This window comes from Spirulina subsalsa PCC 9445 (genome assembly GCF_000314005.1).
Taxonomy (GTDB): domain Bacteria; phylum Cyanobacteriota; class Cyanobacteriia; order Cyanobacteriales; family Spirulinaceae; genus Spirulina_A; species Spirulina_A subsalsa.
In genome coordinates, this window is record NZ_JH980292.1 from 710,649 (window position 1) to 725,577 (window position 14,929).

Below are 14,929 nucleotides of genomic sequence, written 5' to 3' on the forward strand. Positions count from 1 at the left end.
TATTGCCCTATGAGCTTCTGTGATGAATTTGCCTCTTTCTCATAACTCTCATCCATCTGCATCGAGCGAGTTAGCTTGGTTTAAGGTGATTTTAGAACAGTCCCCTGTGGCGATCGCGCTGTTGGACCGAGACTTGTGTTTTATCTTAGCCACCCAACGCTGGTATCAAGATTATCAACAAACAGAAGCTATCCTCGGACGACATTATTATGACGTATTCCCAGACACCCCTGACCATTGGCGATTAGCCCATCAACGGGCATTAGGGGGAGAAACCATCAAGGAAGCGGGAGAACCCTATGCTTTTTCTCCTGACTGCATTGAGTGGGTGAAATGGGAAATTTCCCCTTGGACCGAAAGCGGGGGGGCAATTGGGGGGGTGATGATATGCAGCGAGTGGATTACAGAACGCATTCAATCAGAAACCTACTGGTATGAGGTGTTTAACGCTTCCCCCAGCATGATTTGTATTGCCGGATTAGAGGGTCAGTTTCTTCATTTAAACCCCGCTTGGGAAACCAGTTTAGGCTGGACGAGAGAAGAGTTATATGCTCAACCCTATTTACACTGGATACATCCTGACGATCGGGAAACAACCCTAGAGATTGCCCAACAACTCGCTAATGGGGTGACTAAAGTTAACTTTGAGAATCGCTATCGTTGCCCCGACGGAAGTTATCGCTGGTTAGCTTGGACGGCTACCTTACTCCCCAGCCAAAATCGGATGTATGGATTAGCGCGGGATGTTACAGACCGCAAAGCAACGGAGGCCGCCCTACGAGGCAGTGAACAACGCTATCAAGCCCTCGCGGAAACCTCCCCCGTGGGGATATTTAACGGCAACCAGTGGGGTCAGTGTGTCTATGCTAACCCCCAACTCTCCATCCTAACGGGACTGTCTAACAGCAATCTGTTACAAGACGGTTGGTTAAAGGCCATTCACCCTGAAGATCGGGATCATGTTCATCAAGAATGGCAAAGACTCGTCGGGGGCGGCCACTGGTTTCAATCGGAGTTTCGTTTTCTGCGCCCGGATGGTTCCATTCGTTGGGTCTATATGCAGGCTCAAGCGCTGCGGGCAGAAGGGTCAGAAACGGCGATTCAGGGCTATGTGGGGACTTGTACGGATGTTACCGAGCATAAGGAAACGGAGGCGGCTTTACGGGCATCAGAACAGGATTTGCGGACGATTTTAAATGGGGTCTATGATGCTATTTTCCTGCATACGGTAGAGGGTCAAATTATTGATGTGAATGACCCTGTATTGGAACTCTACGGGGTGACGAGGGAGACGTTTAAAGAATATACGCTGCAAGATTATTCCAGCCCTGACGCAGACTTTAGTGATATTGAGCAGAAGTGGGAACGAGCGATCGCCGGGGAAGACTTACAATTTGAATGGCGCGCCCAGCGTCCTGCTGATGGTTATACCTTTGATGTGGAGGTTCGTCTACGCAAAATTGTTTTACAGTCAGAAGTGGTGATTTTAGCCAATGTGCGGGATATTACCCTCCAGAAGCAAGCCCGGGAGGAAATGCAGAAACTGGTGGCGTTGGTGGAAAATAGTTCGGATTTTATTGGGATTGCTGACTTAGAAGGTAATCCTGTTTTTATCAATCAAGCGGGACGGAATATCTTAGGAGTGCCATCCGTCGCCAAGGCGAAAGACTTCCATATTAGCCAGTTTATTCATGGTGTGGATAGAAAGCGCCTAGCACAGGAGATTATGCCCCAATTGATGCAGCAGGGGAACTGGCAAGGGGAAGTTGAGTTTTATGATTTTGCCAATGATCAGGGGGTTCCTATGGACTCCAAAATGTTCACGATTCAAGATCCCGATACCGGGGAAACCATTGCCACCGCAACCATTAGTCGGGATGTTCGCGATCGCAAGCAAGCTGAGGCGGAACTCCTGCGCTATAAACAAGCCGTCGATAGTGCTAGCGATGCCATTGGGATTACTAACGCCTATGGCCAACTGATTTACTTTAACCAAGCGTTTGGCAAACTCTACGACTGTGAATCCGTGCGGCAATTAAACCGTAAAGGGGGGATTTCGGCACTCTTTGCTGATCCCACAGTCATTCAAGGGATGTTCTCTACTGTGATGAACCGTCAATCCTGGACCCATGAAGTGGAACAAGTCTCCCTGAAGGGCAAAATCCGCCCGGTGTTCCTGAGAGCTAACGCCATCTTAGACCAACAGGGGCAGATTGTGGGCTTACTGGGCATGGCGACGGATATCCGGGAACGAAAACGGGCTGAGGCCTCCTTACGGGAGTCAGAAGCGCAATTACGAACCTATGCCATGGAATTGGAGAATACTTTACACGAACTGCAACGCACCCAAACCCAACTAATTCAACGGGAAAAAATGTCCAGTTTGGGGCAATTAGTGGCGGGAGTTGCCCACGAAATTAATAATCCGGTGAACTTTATCTATGGCAACTTGAGCCATGCCGACCAATATATTGGGGATTTAATTGATCTCATTGAACAATACGGGCAACAGTATCCCCAACCGGTGCCGGAAATTGCCGAGATGATTGAGGAAATTGACTTAGAATTTGTCTTGGATGACCTGCCTAAACTGCTGCAATCCATGAAAGTGGGGGCGGATCGGATTAAGGGGATTGTGGCCTCCCTGCGCAACTTCTCCCGCATGGACGAAGCGGAGAGAAAAGCGGTTAATCTTCACGATGGTATTGATAGCACTCTGATGATTCTACACAACCGTTTGAAGGCGAAAACTGAACGGCCTGCGATCGCCATTGAAAAACACTACGGCAATCTCCCCCCCATTGAATGCTACGCGGGGCAACTGAATCAAGTGTTTATGAACATCTTAGCCAATGCGATTGATGCTTTAGAAGAACGGGATCAAAGCCGAAGTTACGAAGAAATTCAACAACATCCCAGCACCATTGAGATCATCACTGAACAACTCAACACTGAACAAGTTCAAGTCCGTATTCAAGACAACGGTCCGGGCATTCCCGAACACATTCAACCGCGACTATTTGATCCTTTTTTCACCACAAAAACCATTGGCAAAGGCACCGGATTAGGATTGTCCATTAGTTATCAAATTGTGACGGAAAAGCATCGCGGTCAACTCGAATGTCTTTCCGGTCCAGAAACCGGAACAGAATTCCGGATTACTATCCCAATTACTCAATCTCAAGTTAACAGTACATCGAACTAGGGAGTCAAAAAAGCAAAATGAATCCGAGGGTGTAGTTTGTCGGACACTCGTTGTCCTCCCTTGAGATGTTGTTCCACAATCTGAGGAATATCATTGGACTGTAAGCGACAATACCATGTTTCCTCGGGGATAAGGCGCAGATTAGGGCCCAGGTTACACTGCCCTAAACACCCACTGGGGACAATCTCCACATCTTCGGGTAAGTCGGCCTCTTGCAAAGCGGCTAAAACCTCCGCCCCTCCACGTTCTAGACAAGTGGTATATTGACAGACCAGTATTTGACGTTGATTGGGAGTCATGAATCTATTCCCCTAGAGTTGTTACAAAACTTGATTGTCCCAGAGCAATTTATCGAGCAGAAAGTTATCTAAATCTTCAAAACTCGACGCATAGGTAATCGTTGGAATTTCATAGCCTTTCAGGTGTACGGTGTATTGTTTAAAGCGTTGTTGGGCGGTAGGGATGCTGTCTAAATAACCATAGGTGGTTTCTCCTAATGCCACATCCCGTTGTATTTGTTTAGTGCAGGATTCTAGACGAAAGGCTGTGTTTACGGTGTCACCGATGGCAGTATAGTCTGGGCGATCGCCGCTTCCGGTATTGCCCACCATGGCGTAACCTGTATTAATCCCTGCACCAATGCGCAGGGGGAAGGGGAGGGGGTAATGAGAGGTTAAATCCGTGGTCATTTTATTGAGATCACTAATGGCCTGGAAAATCTGCACGACTTCCTCTTTGGCGATCGCACTTTCCCCATGAAACCAAATCGCCATCACGGCATCCCCAATATATTTATCCACCCAACTCCCGGAATACCGGAGAATATCCCCCGCTTGTCTAAACCAATCCCCAATTAAATTCGACAGGGTTTTATCATCCAATTGACGAGCTAATACTGTAAAATCCCGAATATCTACGACCAACACCGACATTAAGCGGCGAACATGGAGGATTGAAGTGGGACTGTCTTGATTCTCCTGGTTAGGATTCCCACCCAAGGCTGTTTCTTGTTGGGCTAGATTATAAAAAATCATTTCAGTCTGACCAAAGGCAATATGATCCTTATGTTGCAGCGTTACCGGAACATTTACCCGACGACCATTGACAAAGGTTCCATTGCGACTCCCTAGGTCAATCAAATAAAACTCCCCATTGTCCGTCTGTTGTACCATAGCATGATGACGCGATATCCAAGGGTCAGGAATCACGAAATGGCTATCAGCATTACGGCCTACTGTCCAATTGTTTTTTCCCACTAACGGGAGATAACGATTCCCACTAGAGGTTTGCAGCAGTAGGTAGGGGGTAGATCCCGAACTCATAGCGGGAAGGAGGGGTGAAGATGGACGTTAACAAGAGAAGAACACACTAGGTCAATTCTAACCAATCTGGGTCATTAATCCCTGCTCAGAGCTTTCTGTGCATTTAATCGAGATGCCCCTAAGCACAGTAAGCCACAAGCCAAAATAACCCATCTACAACAATGGTACTTAAAACGGCTCCACCGAACGCCCACCCAGCCAAATTCTGTTTCTGTAAACCCCACACCCCAATACTGAACAATGCCAGAATCAACCACATTCCACAAAGGATTCCCCAAGGATGGTTAATTTGGGCGATCGCACGGTGTAAAATCTCTCCCACCCCATCGGGCGAAACCTGCATTACTTGCCGCCAGTAGGGGATCAAGCCCGTCAGATAAAAGTAAACATCAGTGATGGCGGTGCCAATGAGAGAACCTAAGTAGAACCAGTTCCCGATCTTACCCCAACCTTGTCGTAAACACCACAACGCCCAAGGCAGTGCGATCGCCTCAATGGGTAAATGAATAAACGGATTCTCCCGAAACCATCCCCAGTAAATCGATCCCGCTAACCAACTCCAACTAAACCCCAGAATTAAATCCCCCCAGATCCGCGTTTTCTGACCCCTTCCTAGGCCCCACGCTAAAACCCACCATATCCCCGTTAACCCCAGACTTAGCCACGGCAAAACTCGCACCAACGGCGCTTGAAAAAACACCGGCACCGACACCAAAAACGCCGCCGCCCCTAACATTAAAATCCTGAGACGTTTGGACTGATCCGGAGGCGGCAGCACCCTCTTTAAAGGGTCTGACGACACCTGATAATCTGTCACCCAGCCTGAAGAGTCCAGAGAATACCAAAGATTGTTCAACAAAATAATTTTAATTTTTGTAACTTATCTTTACTTAACTCAAAAATATAGCACCTCACGGCTGAAAGGGAATAGGGAGTCAGGAGTTGATTAGCATTCCCAATTCCCAATTCCCAATTCCCTGCCCCCTACTTGTCAGCCTTGCCCCCTCTCATTCCTTGTTCAGTAAGCCCGTTACGATGTAGAATGGAAGGTTGCTGACTATAACAAAAAGAGGTACTATGGCAGTTCCTAAGAAACGAACATCTAAAGCGAAAAAGAACCAACGGAAAGCGACTTGGAAGCGGAAAGCCACCCTAGCGGCGCAAAAAGCTTTATCTCAAGGTAAATCCGTCTTGTCGAGTCAATCCAACAGTTATGTCTATCAGACCGAAGAAGACGACGAGGATTAACATACTCTCCCAGCATACCCGTTAGGGTTGCTGGGAAAGTGTGTCAATCAATGAACAAATAATCTTCCACTTCCGGGGGGGCGTTCATCTCCTGCAACGTCTTCCATCCAGCCTCCCAGAGATGGGGGTCTTTGAGTTGTTTCGCATTGACCCAGAAACGTACATTGGGGTCACAAGAGGCCACCATTTCTGCAAAGACCCATTTTCCCTCATTTTTGCGGTTTAACACTTGGAAATGTCGCCATCCCCAAGTTTTTTGAGTTGCTGTCCATTTTGACCCCACTAAGTGGGGAAATTTCTGTTTTTTCGCCATAATTCAAGGGAGATATTTCTGCACCACATCCCACCCCGTCAGGGTGACAAAAACCAAGCCCAGCAGTAAAAATAAATTGGTCGTGAGATGGAGCGATCGCGCTTGTGGCCATTTCCCGATACGCGTTGCCGTCCAAGCTGAGAATAACACCAATCCCACCACCCCAATCCCCGCCAGCAAGTGGGGAGAATGACCCAGACTGCCATAATATCCCAACGTACCAATGATCCCAATACTCAGCAACACCAACACCAACAGCACCAAAATCACCCCGAGGGTATAGTGTAGCGGACGCAACCAACCCGGACGGGGTTTTTTCATCCAGCGTTGTCGCACAAACCAGAATCCTGTTGTTGCCAACAGAACATAAAGCGTCACAGACAAACCCATTGACCACGCCGCAATTTTCCACAGCCAGAGAAAAGAAGGAAGATCCACAGAACTCCAAGGGCAAAAAGTACCCGAACGAGAAAATGGGGGCGCAATACTTGCACCCTCATCTGTATTTTAAGGCGTTATGGGGAGGCCTCGACCTCAGCCCGGTTAGGAAAACTTGGCGAATAGAGATTCAAGGATTAACCGACAATTAGCAAGTGGCAACAGCCAAAGGCGTGGAACTCCGAGCGTGGATAGTGTCAGGAATGCCTTGAGTCGGTTCTAACACAGACTCCTCCAAACTCATTCCGTCTTGATCATCATCAATTCTGAGACGCTCACAGGGGATCGTGTCTGACAGAATAGCACTCGCCATCATTCCTGTATGAATCTCTAGCAGAGAACTGGGTACGGCTTCAAAGACTAGACGTTGACCGGGAAAAACAACACGCTCAAAATACCAGTTTGGTATATTAGTGATTCGGGCGATTTGGATCTGGCTGGTTGCATTGACATAGCAGCAAAGTAGAGCCTTTTGTGCATTATTGGGGATGGGATCAAAAATCTGAGCCATAACAACTACTAAAGCCGTCTTCTATAAAAGTTTACTATTGCTTTCAGGCTATAACCTAACACTTCCCGATCCTAATTGGCTGTAAACACGACTACCAATCTATATTTTCTTGCGGGAGCTTTGATGGCTTCATATCTACAAAACTAAAATCATTAAAGGGTTTCAGGGGATTGAGCAAAATCTGTGTTAAGGAAAACCAGAGGATCTCCCAGTAGACAGGGGAAGGCTACGGGCAGAGGATGTTAGAGTGAAGTTATGTGAATGATTCTCCCTCTCTGATGAGATCCCCCCGGCAAGAGGTAGTTAGATCCGTAACTTCTCCCTTCCCAGTGCATTGATGGGGAGCAACTAAAAAAACCTAATTTAAAAATCCTGTTAGATGATGACGACTAAAATTCTCTACGTCCGCCTACCCTGTAACCCGATTTTTCCCATTGGTGTAGTCTATTTGGCCGATCATATTCATAAGCAATTTCCCGACGTAGAACAGCGTATTTTTGATCTCGGCACCGTGCCACCCCTCGAATTCAACCCAACCCTAGATCAGGTGGTGGATGAGTTCCAGCCTAATTTACTGGTGTTCTCTTGGCGAGACATTCAAATTTACGCCCCCGTCGGAGGACGAGGAGGAAATCCCCTCCAGAATGCCTTTGAGTTTTATTACGCCAAAAACCCCTTAATTCGTCTGCGCGGGGCGTTAGGAGGTTTAAAGGTAGCAACAGCTTATTATGGCGAATTATGGCGCAATCTGGGCTTAATTAAGCGAGGGTTGCGACGGGCGAAACGCTACTGTCCTCAAGCGCGGGTTGTCGTCGGTGGGGGTGCAGTCAGTGTGTTTTATGAACAGATGCAGCAGTTACTCCCTCAAGGGAGTATTGTGTCCGTGGGAGAGGGGGAAACTCTGCTAGAAAAACTCCTGCGGGGGCAAGATTTAAGCAGTGAACGCTGTTATGTGGTGGGGGAAAATCAGCCTCGGGAGCGTATGATTCATGAAGAACCCACCCCTCTGGAAAAAACAGCCTGTAATTATGATTACATTGAGTCCATTTGGCCGGCTTTTGAGTATTATCTCCAAGATAATGATTTTTATATTGGGGTACAAACAAAGCGGGGCTGTCCTCATAACTGCTGTTATTGTGTTTATACGGTAGTAGAAGGGAAACAGGTACGGATTAATCCGGCCGATGAGGTGGTGGCAGAAATGCGCCAATTGTATGATCGAGGAATCCGTAATTTCTGGTTTACCGATGCCCAATTTATTCCGGCTCGCAAGTTTATTCAGGATACGGAAGAATTGCTGGAAAAAATCATTGATTCTGGGATGGAAGATATTCACTGGGCGGCCTATATTCGAGCGGATAATTTAACCCCGAAACTCTGTGATCTCATGGTGAAAACGGGGATGAATTACTTTGAAATTGGGATCACCAGTGGCTCTCAAGAATTAGTCCGCAAGATGCGCATGGGCTACAACCTACGCACAGTTTTGGAAAATTGTCAAGACCTAAAAGCGGCAGGTTTTAATGATTTGGTTTCGGTGAATTATTCCTTTAATGTGATTGATGAAACGGTGGAGACGATTCGGCAAACCATTGCTTATCATCGGGAATTAGAACGAATTTTCGGGGCGGATAAGGTGGAGCCGGCGATCTTTTTCATTGGTTTACAGCCTCACACTCATTTAGAAGGTTATGCGTTAAGTAAGGGGATTCTCAATCCGGGGTATAATCCCATGAGTTTAATGCCTTGGACGGCGCGAAAGTTGCTCTGGAATCCTGAACCGTTGGGGTCATTTTTCGGTGAGGTTTGTCTACAAGCTTGGCAACAAAATCCCAATGATTTTGGGCGGGAGGTGATGAAGATTCTGGAGGAACGTTTAGGCTGTGCGCCGTTAGAGGAGGCACTGAACGCACCAATCCAAGAGGAACAACGGGGGAATTTAAGGAAGGAGTTAGTCGCGTTGACTTAATTCTGTTAGAGGCAAAAGTCGGTAATAGATAATGGGTAAGAGGTAATAAGTCTTAATTCCTCGTCTCTCCCCTGCTCCCCCCCTGCTCCCTGTTCCCTATTCCCCAACAACATTCACTATGCGCCAAGGTTCTATACTGCAAAAACTGGTCACGGCTCACGAGGGGACGAATCGCCCTCTCCATTTGGGGGTGTATTATAAAAATACTCTCGTCGCCCTGTGTCATGCTTTAGAGGATTTTATTTTAGACTCAGACAGCGCCCCGGTGGTGATTGCGGCGTTTCAACAAGGGAAATGGTATCTAGAGGAAGCCAATCGCTATGGGGAATTGGCGGACAAGGCGAGTCAAATTGCGATTTTAGCGACGCTGGGGACGGGATTTGGGGAACATTCGACTTCAACGCGGGAGAATGTGGCGTTGGTGAGTTTGCAGCCTGATGATCCGGTGGCGCAAGAGTGGCATTTAATGATTTTATCGCCGACTTATAGCGCGATGGTGTTGTGTCAGGAGTTGTCTGAGGCGGATTATGGGGCGTTAGGGCAACCGGAGGAAGATTTAGAGCGGAAGTTTTACGGGTTTTGGACGTTTGAGACGGAGTTAGTGCGGGAAACGGTGGAGTTGGCGATCGCGCATATCGGCCAATATAACCCCCAACTCCAGCACCAGTTAGGGGTGCAGGTGTCTAACATTCTCGCCTCTGTCCAAGATTGTCAACGGGATGACCTCAATCAGGTGGTGTCTCGGGTGGTGGATTATCTCCATCGCACCCATGAACAAAGCCATTTACCCGATGCCCCCCGCTTTGCCCAAGGGGTGGATGATAACTTACTGTCGAATGAGATGCAGGCCTTTCTGCGCATGGCCGAATTAATTGATCAAGCGGATGCTTTGAATCCCAATGCAGCCGCAGAAGTCGCTGCACTTGGGGAGGCAATGGGGCAGTTATTAGACCTTCGGGCCTGGCAAATCAAGCGTTTACGACTAGCGGCCTTGTTGCACCGTTTAGCGCCCCTAACGGGGGTGATGGTGGAGGACGATGTGAAATCAAAAGCCCAGTTAGAGGTTTTAGCGAAACAGGGGATTCTCCCGAAGGCGGCGGTTTTGCGGATTATGCCCCAATTTCAGGCGATCGCCAATATTATCATCCATCAAACCGAGGCCTGGGACGGTTCAGGACAACCCGACGGCCTCTCCTACGATAGCATCCCCCTAGAGTCCCGTATTATCGCCTTAATCGCCTACTTCCAAAAACGCAGCCTCGAACACCAGCAAGCCGGGTCAGAACAGCCTCTCAGTGAGGCTTTAGCGGACTGCAAAGCCCAGGCTAACCGGATTTTTGATCCCAAACTCGTAGAAGCCCTAGAGTTGCTCAAATTGGGCCTAGAACAGGGGATGAGTTTAACGGTCAGTCCCCCCAGAATTGCGGCCGGGATTTGGTCGATTGAGTAGGGATTAGCGCATCGCCCTAAGATGTTCAATGAATCTGCGAGTGAACTACCCCACCCTGCCGAGGCGCGAGGATGGAGCTTCCTGATTCAATGGGAAGTGCTTTCTATACCGAAATATAGCGAGTCTTATCTTCCCTCCCCAGGCAGAAGTCCTAGTTCCTAAGACCCAAATTTTCTCTTGCAACACAGCCCTTTTTAGCTTGGTTTTCGCTTTGGGAGTTAGTGGTCAAGTCCATCCGGTCCCTGCAAGCGAGGAAGGGGAATTCCGCAACATTTTTGTTAAATTACGCTCTCTAGAGAGCCAAACATTTGATCTAACTGCTCCAAATTGGGTTCAAACTCTGCCCCCGTGCCTTGATTGAGACGGGCGATGATCTCGGCTAAATAGGAGGCGTACTGTTCAGCAAAAGTGATTTCATTAGCGGAGTCAGGGGGAGTGGGGAGGAGATCCGTGTTTAGGGGAATTTGGGCGGAAATGTAGTATTGACCATCCTCTGTTAAGCCTTGGAAGGTGTAGAATAGACCATCAGACCGGATGGGACTAACATCAAAGGCGTAATAGGTAATGTAGCGAATGCCCGCCCCTCCAGCAAACTCGATATACTGGGGTTGGGCAAAGAAGACTTGACTGGCGGCTACTTGGGGGAGGTAGGGGAGAGTTTCCTGAGTTTCGAGGTTGGGGCGATCGCGCAGAAGGGTTTCTAGAGCCGCTTTCTCACCCTCAAACTCAAAGGCGGCAAAGGATACAGTCGGATAAACTCGCACCACAGCATCCCCTTGAGGGGAAATATTGGTTAGGGTAAATTCTTCATGGGCGGGGGTTTCGTCGTCCGGGGGAGTTTCGGGATTGAGGGGGATTTCCGCCACATCCTCCACCGTTACAGAAGACTGGGGAAAGGGGTTATTGAAACGGAGCGTCTGGGATTCCACAACCGCCCCAGAGGTACTGTTTCCCGAACCGGTGGCAAAGGGGCTATTGTCGCAACTGCTTAAGCCCAAACCCGTTAGGATTCCCAAGAGAGCGATCGCCCCCATTCCACGTTGTAAACTCATAACCACCCCCCCAATCAGCATTAAGTTTGATTGTACCGCGAAAAGACTCCTAGGATAGCGGCTCCACGCGACAATGACCCTCCCCCACATGACCCAATTCAGTCACAGAGAACACAAGGGTTTGATAGTCTTCCTCACTTAACCTCGCCCGCAACTGTTCACTATTGAGAGTTAAGCTATCCCCCTCGGCCAATTCTGCAAAAGGCTCAAAACCAACAGCCTCGGCGTTAGGAGACTCTTCTGGATCCTGATCCGCTCGTCCGAAGAAATGGTCAAAATGGAACGTCATTTCCAATTCCGCCATCTCCTCATTGGGTAAAAAGCCTTTGCGCACATCCCCCACATATTCCCCGCAGTAATGACCTACAGGTTTATCTAAAGCAAGGGTAAAGTCAATAGACCGCCCTTCTTTGGTCGCGGTACCTCTTAACCAGAGACTGTACCCGGTGGCTTCTCCCATTTCAGCCGGTACCATTTCCCAATACAGCGCATTATAATGTCCCGCCGGGGCGGTTATTGTGACGACGGTAGGGGTATCTTCTTCACTGCCTACTAGGTCAACTGTTTGGGGGCTAGTAATCAGTTCAACGACACGAGTTGAATTGGGGATGGTGTCGGTTTCTGGGTCAAAAGCCGGGTCTGCCTGATAAGCCCGCACGTTATTAAAGGTGACATAAACTTGCTCAAATTCCAAGCGCCAGCCATCTTTACTGACAAATCCTTCCCGCATCCGATCTTCTGCATCGGCAATAAGGGTTAATGTTCCGCTTTCTCCACCATTGGCGGCCAGATCGTTTTCTGTTTCCGCGATTGTCTCCGATGGGGTTTCCGTGGCAGGTTGACAACCCCACAATCCCACGGGAGTAAACAAAACTAAACCCGCTAATAAGAATCCTTTGTACATATCGCTGCCGTCATTGATTAAGTTCCCTCTTAGTTTTCCGAAGATACCCCGATTTTTCAATCCCTCCCTTGGGGATAGCGGGAGCAGGGGGGCAGGGGAGAGGCAATCTCCCGACTCCCGACTCCCGATTCCCGACTCCCGACTCCCGACTCCCGATTCCCGACTCCCGACTCCCGACTCCCGATTCCCGACTCCCGACTCCCGACTCCCGACTCCCGACTCCCGATTATTCCCTCTTGCCTCTTGCCTGAACGCTTAAAGTGGGTTGGGGGAGAATAACTTTAACGGTGGTGCCTTCTCCGACTTGGCTTTGAATCTGAAAAGTGCCTTGGAGGAGATCAACATAGGTTTTGACAATGGCTAAACCTAAACCTGTGCCGGGGGTTGATCCCACATTACTAGCGCGATAGAAAGCCGTGCCGAGGTGTTCTTGTGCTTCGGGGGGGATGCCAATACCGCGATCGCACACTTGCAAGACTAAATGGGTTTTGGTCTGGGTCGTTTTTAATTGTATCGGGTGATCCGGTGGAGAATATTTTAGCGCATTGCTTAATAAGTTAATTAAAATTTGCCGGAGCAACGTCCCATCTGTAATAAAAGTTGGGGTCTGTGTTTCTTCTATTTCATCTTCAAATTCTAGGCAATGATCAGGATATTGTCCCTGTAATGTTTTCAGCAAACGCTCACAGAATTGGGGGATATTAATTAAATTCCATTTACATTGAAGTTGTTCCGATTCTCCTCGACTCAGAATGAGTAAATCGTCTAATAAATGGGTCAAGTGAGCAACGGATTCTTGAATCGCTTGTAATTCCTCCTGTTGATCTTCGGCAGAAAGAGAATAGGAGGTAAGAAGTTCCACAGAACACTGAATAATGGTTAAAGGAGTGCGAAATTCATGAGAAGTTATGGTAATAAAATTTGATTTTAGTTCGCCCAGTTCTTTTTCTCGAATTAGGGTTTTTAGCATTTCCGCTTCTGCCCGTTTTCGTTTTTCAATTTCAAACCCAATCATCAGATAATGCTGGGGGTTTCCCCTCTCATTGAAAAAGGGAATAAAAGTGACATTAACCCAACAGGTGCGCTGATGGGATGGGTGATGTTGAATTTCCCCTTGCCAGATGAAGTTATGGGCCAAGGTTGTCCAGACTCCCCGCCAAAATTCCTCGGATTCCGGAGGACTGCAAAGATCGGCATAGGAAACTCCTAATAATTGCTCAGGAGTGGCTTGGGCAAACTCACAGAATTTTTCATTAACATCTAGAATCTTCCCTTGACTATCAACACTAGCAATCAAAGCAATTTGATCCAAAGCATATTTAAAATCAGAAAGAGTGTGTAGAGATTTTTCTAAAGCTTCTTCCGTTTGTTTATAAAGGGTAATGTCATCCGCAATTCCCACTAAACAATCAATTTCTCCCGAAGCATTGTGAATCGGAAAAGCCCGATTTCGCAACCAGCACACCTTGCCATCGGCTCGAATAATTCTAAATTCTTGGGAGTCTTGTTCTGGCAGAGATGTATTGTAGGATGACATCACTTTATCCCGATCTTCGGGATGAATTAAACCATAACAAGCGGCAGGAAAGGAGGTTTCATTTTTTTGTAAATCGCCGAAAAACTTTTGATAGGCAGGGGATTGATAAAGGATTTGGGTGCGTTGAGGATTGGTAATCCAAAAAATACTATCAATATTTTCAACCAGTTGCCTAAAATGGTCTTCTCCTGTGGCTAATTGGGTTTGACAGTTTTGAATTTGTTGGGCTAATCGCTCATTAATTTCTTCTCGCATGAGGTGATGTAATGCCGATTCAACTAAGGCCTCGTCGTCATATTGTTTATATAATGAATGATGCCGCCAAGAATGTTGTAAAAGTTTCTGGACACGAGGATCTAGTTGTGGGGGAGTTTGATTATTGGATTGTAAAATGGCTTCTGAGGCGACTATTAAGGAGGGTTCTAGGGCAACTTGACTCACGGGATGGAGTAAAAGCGGTTGAATCTGTTGGGCTTTGTGTTCTTCGTGATAGGCTTTTAAGCAGGATTCATAGGCAATAATGGCTACCCAATTGCCTTGATCATCTAACACGGGGACATGATTTAAGGAATATTGTTCAAGATAGGTCAAAATATGGCATAAATCTTGAATTTCTGATTCAATGAGGGTGTGGAGGGGAGGAGTTACCATGTCTTGTAAGGGAGTGGTGGGGAGATTCACCCCAGTTGCGATCGCACCCATCAGTTCACTAATGCTGAAAATGCCCAAACAATGAACGGGTGTAACCGTTTGCACCACGACAGCATAGGATTTTCCACTGCGGTGCATCCTTTGGACGGCTTCGGAGACTAAAACATCTCCCCCTATCATTAAGGGAGTGCGATCTATCCAAGGAGTAGATAACCGGGAAAGAGAAAGAGGTAACACTTAACTAACACTCATATAAAAGTCAGGAAATTCTCAAAAACCCATCTCTTAAGAGGAGGGTGCTGACTAGGGAATAGTCAGTGTTTCTACCT

Annotated in this window: 13 protein-coding genes; 4 read left to right on the forward strand and 9 right to left on the reverse strand. The window is 47.7% G+C overall.

Annotated features, from left to right (window positions below):
* The first annotated feature begins 22 nt into the window (after positions 1–22).
* Positions 23–3,205, forward strand: a complete 3,183-nt coding sequence (locus SPI9445_RS27270; protein ID WP_017303374.1) for a PAS domain S-box protein — start codon at positions 23–25, stop codon at positions 3,203–3,205.
* Here SPI9445_RS27270 and SPI9445_RS0103700 read toward each other — a convergent pair.
* The 3 genes from SPI9445_RS0103700 to SPI9445_RS0103710 form a co-directional block, all read right to left on the reverse strand.
* Entirely contained in the window at positions 3,202–3,504 is a 303-nt protein-coding gene (locus SPI9445_RS0103700) for a (2Fe-2S) ferredoxin domain-containing protein (RefSeq protein ID WP_017303375.1), read from the reverse strand. The two genes, SPI9445_RS27270 and SPI9445_RS0103700, sit on opposite strands and share 4 nt — an antisense overlap.
* A gap of 21 nt (positions 3,505–3,525) precedes the next feature.
* Complete coding sequence (locus SPI9445_RS0103705; RefSeq protein ID WP_026079505.1) at positions 3,526–4,527, reverse strand: adenylate/guanylate cyclase domain-containing protein; 1,002 nt, start codon at positions 4,525–4,527, stop codon at positions 3,526–3,528.
* Between the two features lie 118 nt (positions 4,528–4,645).
* On the reverse strand, positions 4,646–5,263 hold the full coding sequence (locus SPI9445_RS0103710; RefSeq protein ID WP_017303377.1) for a DUF3120 domain-containing protein: 618 nt from the start codon (positions 5,261–5,263) through the stop codon (positions 4,646–4,648).
* Positions 5,264–5,604: 341 nt separating this feature from the next.
* Between SPI9445_RS0103710 and rpmF the strand changes: the two genes are divergently transcribed.
* A complete protein-coding gene (gene rpmF / locus SPI9445_RS0103715) occupies positions 5,605–5,775 on the forward strand; it encodes a 50S ribosomal protein L32 (RefSeq protein WP_017303378.1) in 171 nt (56 codons plus the stop codon).
* Positions 5,776–5,818: 43 nt separating this feature from the next.
* On the opposite strand, the gene SPI9445_RS0103720 is transcribed toward rpmF, so the two are convergent.
* The 3 genes from SPI9445_RS0103720 to SPI9445_RS24245 all read right to left on the reverse strand — a co-directional run bounded on the left by SPI9445_RS0103720 (position 5,819) and on the right by SPI9445_RS24245 (position 7,037).
* Positions 5,819–6,088: a TIGR02450 family Trp-rich protein gene (locus SPI9445_RS0103720; protein WP_017303379.1), complete on the reverse strand. Its 270-nt coding sequence runs from the start codon at positions 6,086–6,088 to the stop codon at positions 5,819–5,821.
* A 3-nt stretch (positions 6,089–6,091) separates the two neighbouring features.
* Positions 6,092–6,526, reverse strand: a complete 435-nt coding sequence (locus tag SPI9445_RS0103725) for a DUF4079 domain-containing protein (protein WP_026079506.1) — start codon at positions 6,524–6,526, stop codon at positions 6,092–6,094.
* Positions 6,527–6,674: 148 nt separating this feature from the next.
* Positions 6,675–7,037, reverse strand: coding sequence for a DUF1830 domain-containing protein (locus SPI9445_RS24245; RefSeq protein ID WP_017303382.1), 363 nt, complete (start codon positions 7,035–7,037; stop codon positions 6,675–6,677).
* 382 nt (positions 7,038–7,419) lie between these two features.
* Between SPI9445_RS24245 and SPI9445_RS0103735 the strand changes: the two genes are divergently transcribed.
* Positions 7,420–9,006: a photosystem II high light acclimation radical SAM protein gene (locus SPI9445_RS0103735; RefSeq protein ID WP_026079507.1), complete on the forward strand. Its 1,587-nt coding sequence runs from the start codon at positions 7,420–7,422 to the stop codon at positions 9,004–9,006.
* A gap of 118 nt (positions 9,007–9,124) precedes the next feature.
* Positions 9,125–10,456: a DICT sensory domain-containing protein gene (locus SPI9445_RS0103740; protein WP_017303384.1), complete on the forward strand. Its 1,332-nt coding sequence runs from the start codon at positions 9,125–9,127 to the stop codon at positions 10,454–10,456.
* A 278-nt stretch (positions 10,457–10,734) separates the two neighbouring features.
* On the opposite strand, the gene SPI9445_RS0103745 is transcribed toward SPI9445_RS0103740, so the two are convergent.
* The 3 genes from SPI9445_RS0103745 to SPI9445_RS27275 form a co-directional block, all read right to left on the reverse strand.
* Positions 10,735–11,508 (reverse strand): hypothetical protein, encoded by a 774-nt coding sequence (locus SPI9445_RS0103745; RefSeq protein ID WP_164674462.1) that lies wholly within the window; start codon positions 11,506–11,508, stop codon positions 10,735–10,737.
* Between the two features lie 49 nt (positions 11,509–11,557).
* Positions 11,558–12,412, reverse strand: a complete 855-nt coding sequence (locus SPI9445_RS0103750; protein ID WP_017303386.1) for a hypothetical protein — start codon at positions 12,410–12,412, stop codon at positions 11,558–11,560.
* Positions 12,413–12,638: 226 nt separating this feature from the next.
* Positions 12,639–14,837 (reverse strand): ATP-binding protein, encoded by a 2,199-nt coding sequence (locus tag SPI9445_RS27275; protein ID WP_017303387.1) that lies wholly within the window; start codon positions 14,835–14,837, stop codon positions 12,639–12,641.
* Between the last annotated feature and the right edge of the window lie 92 nt (positions 14,838–14,929).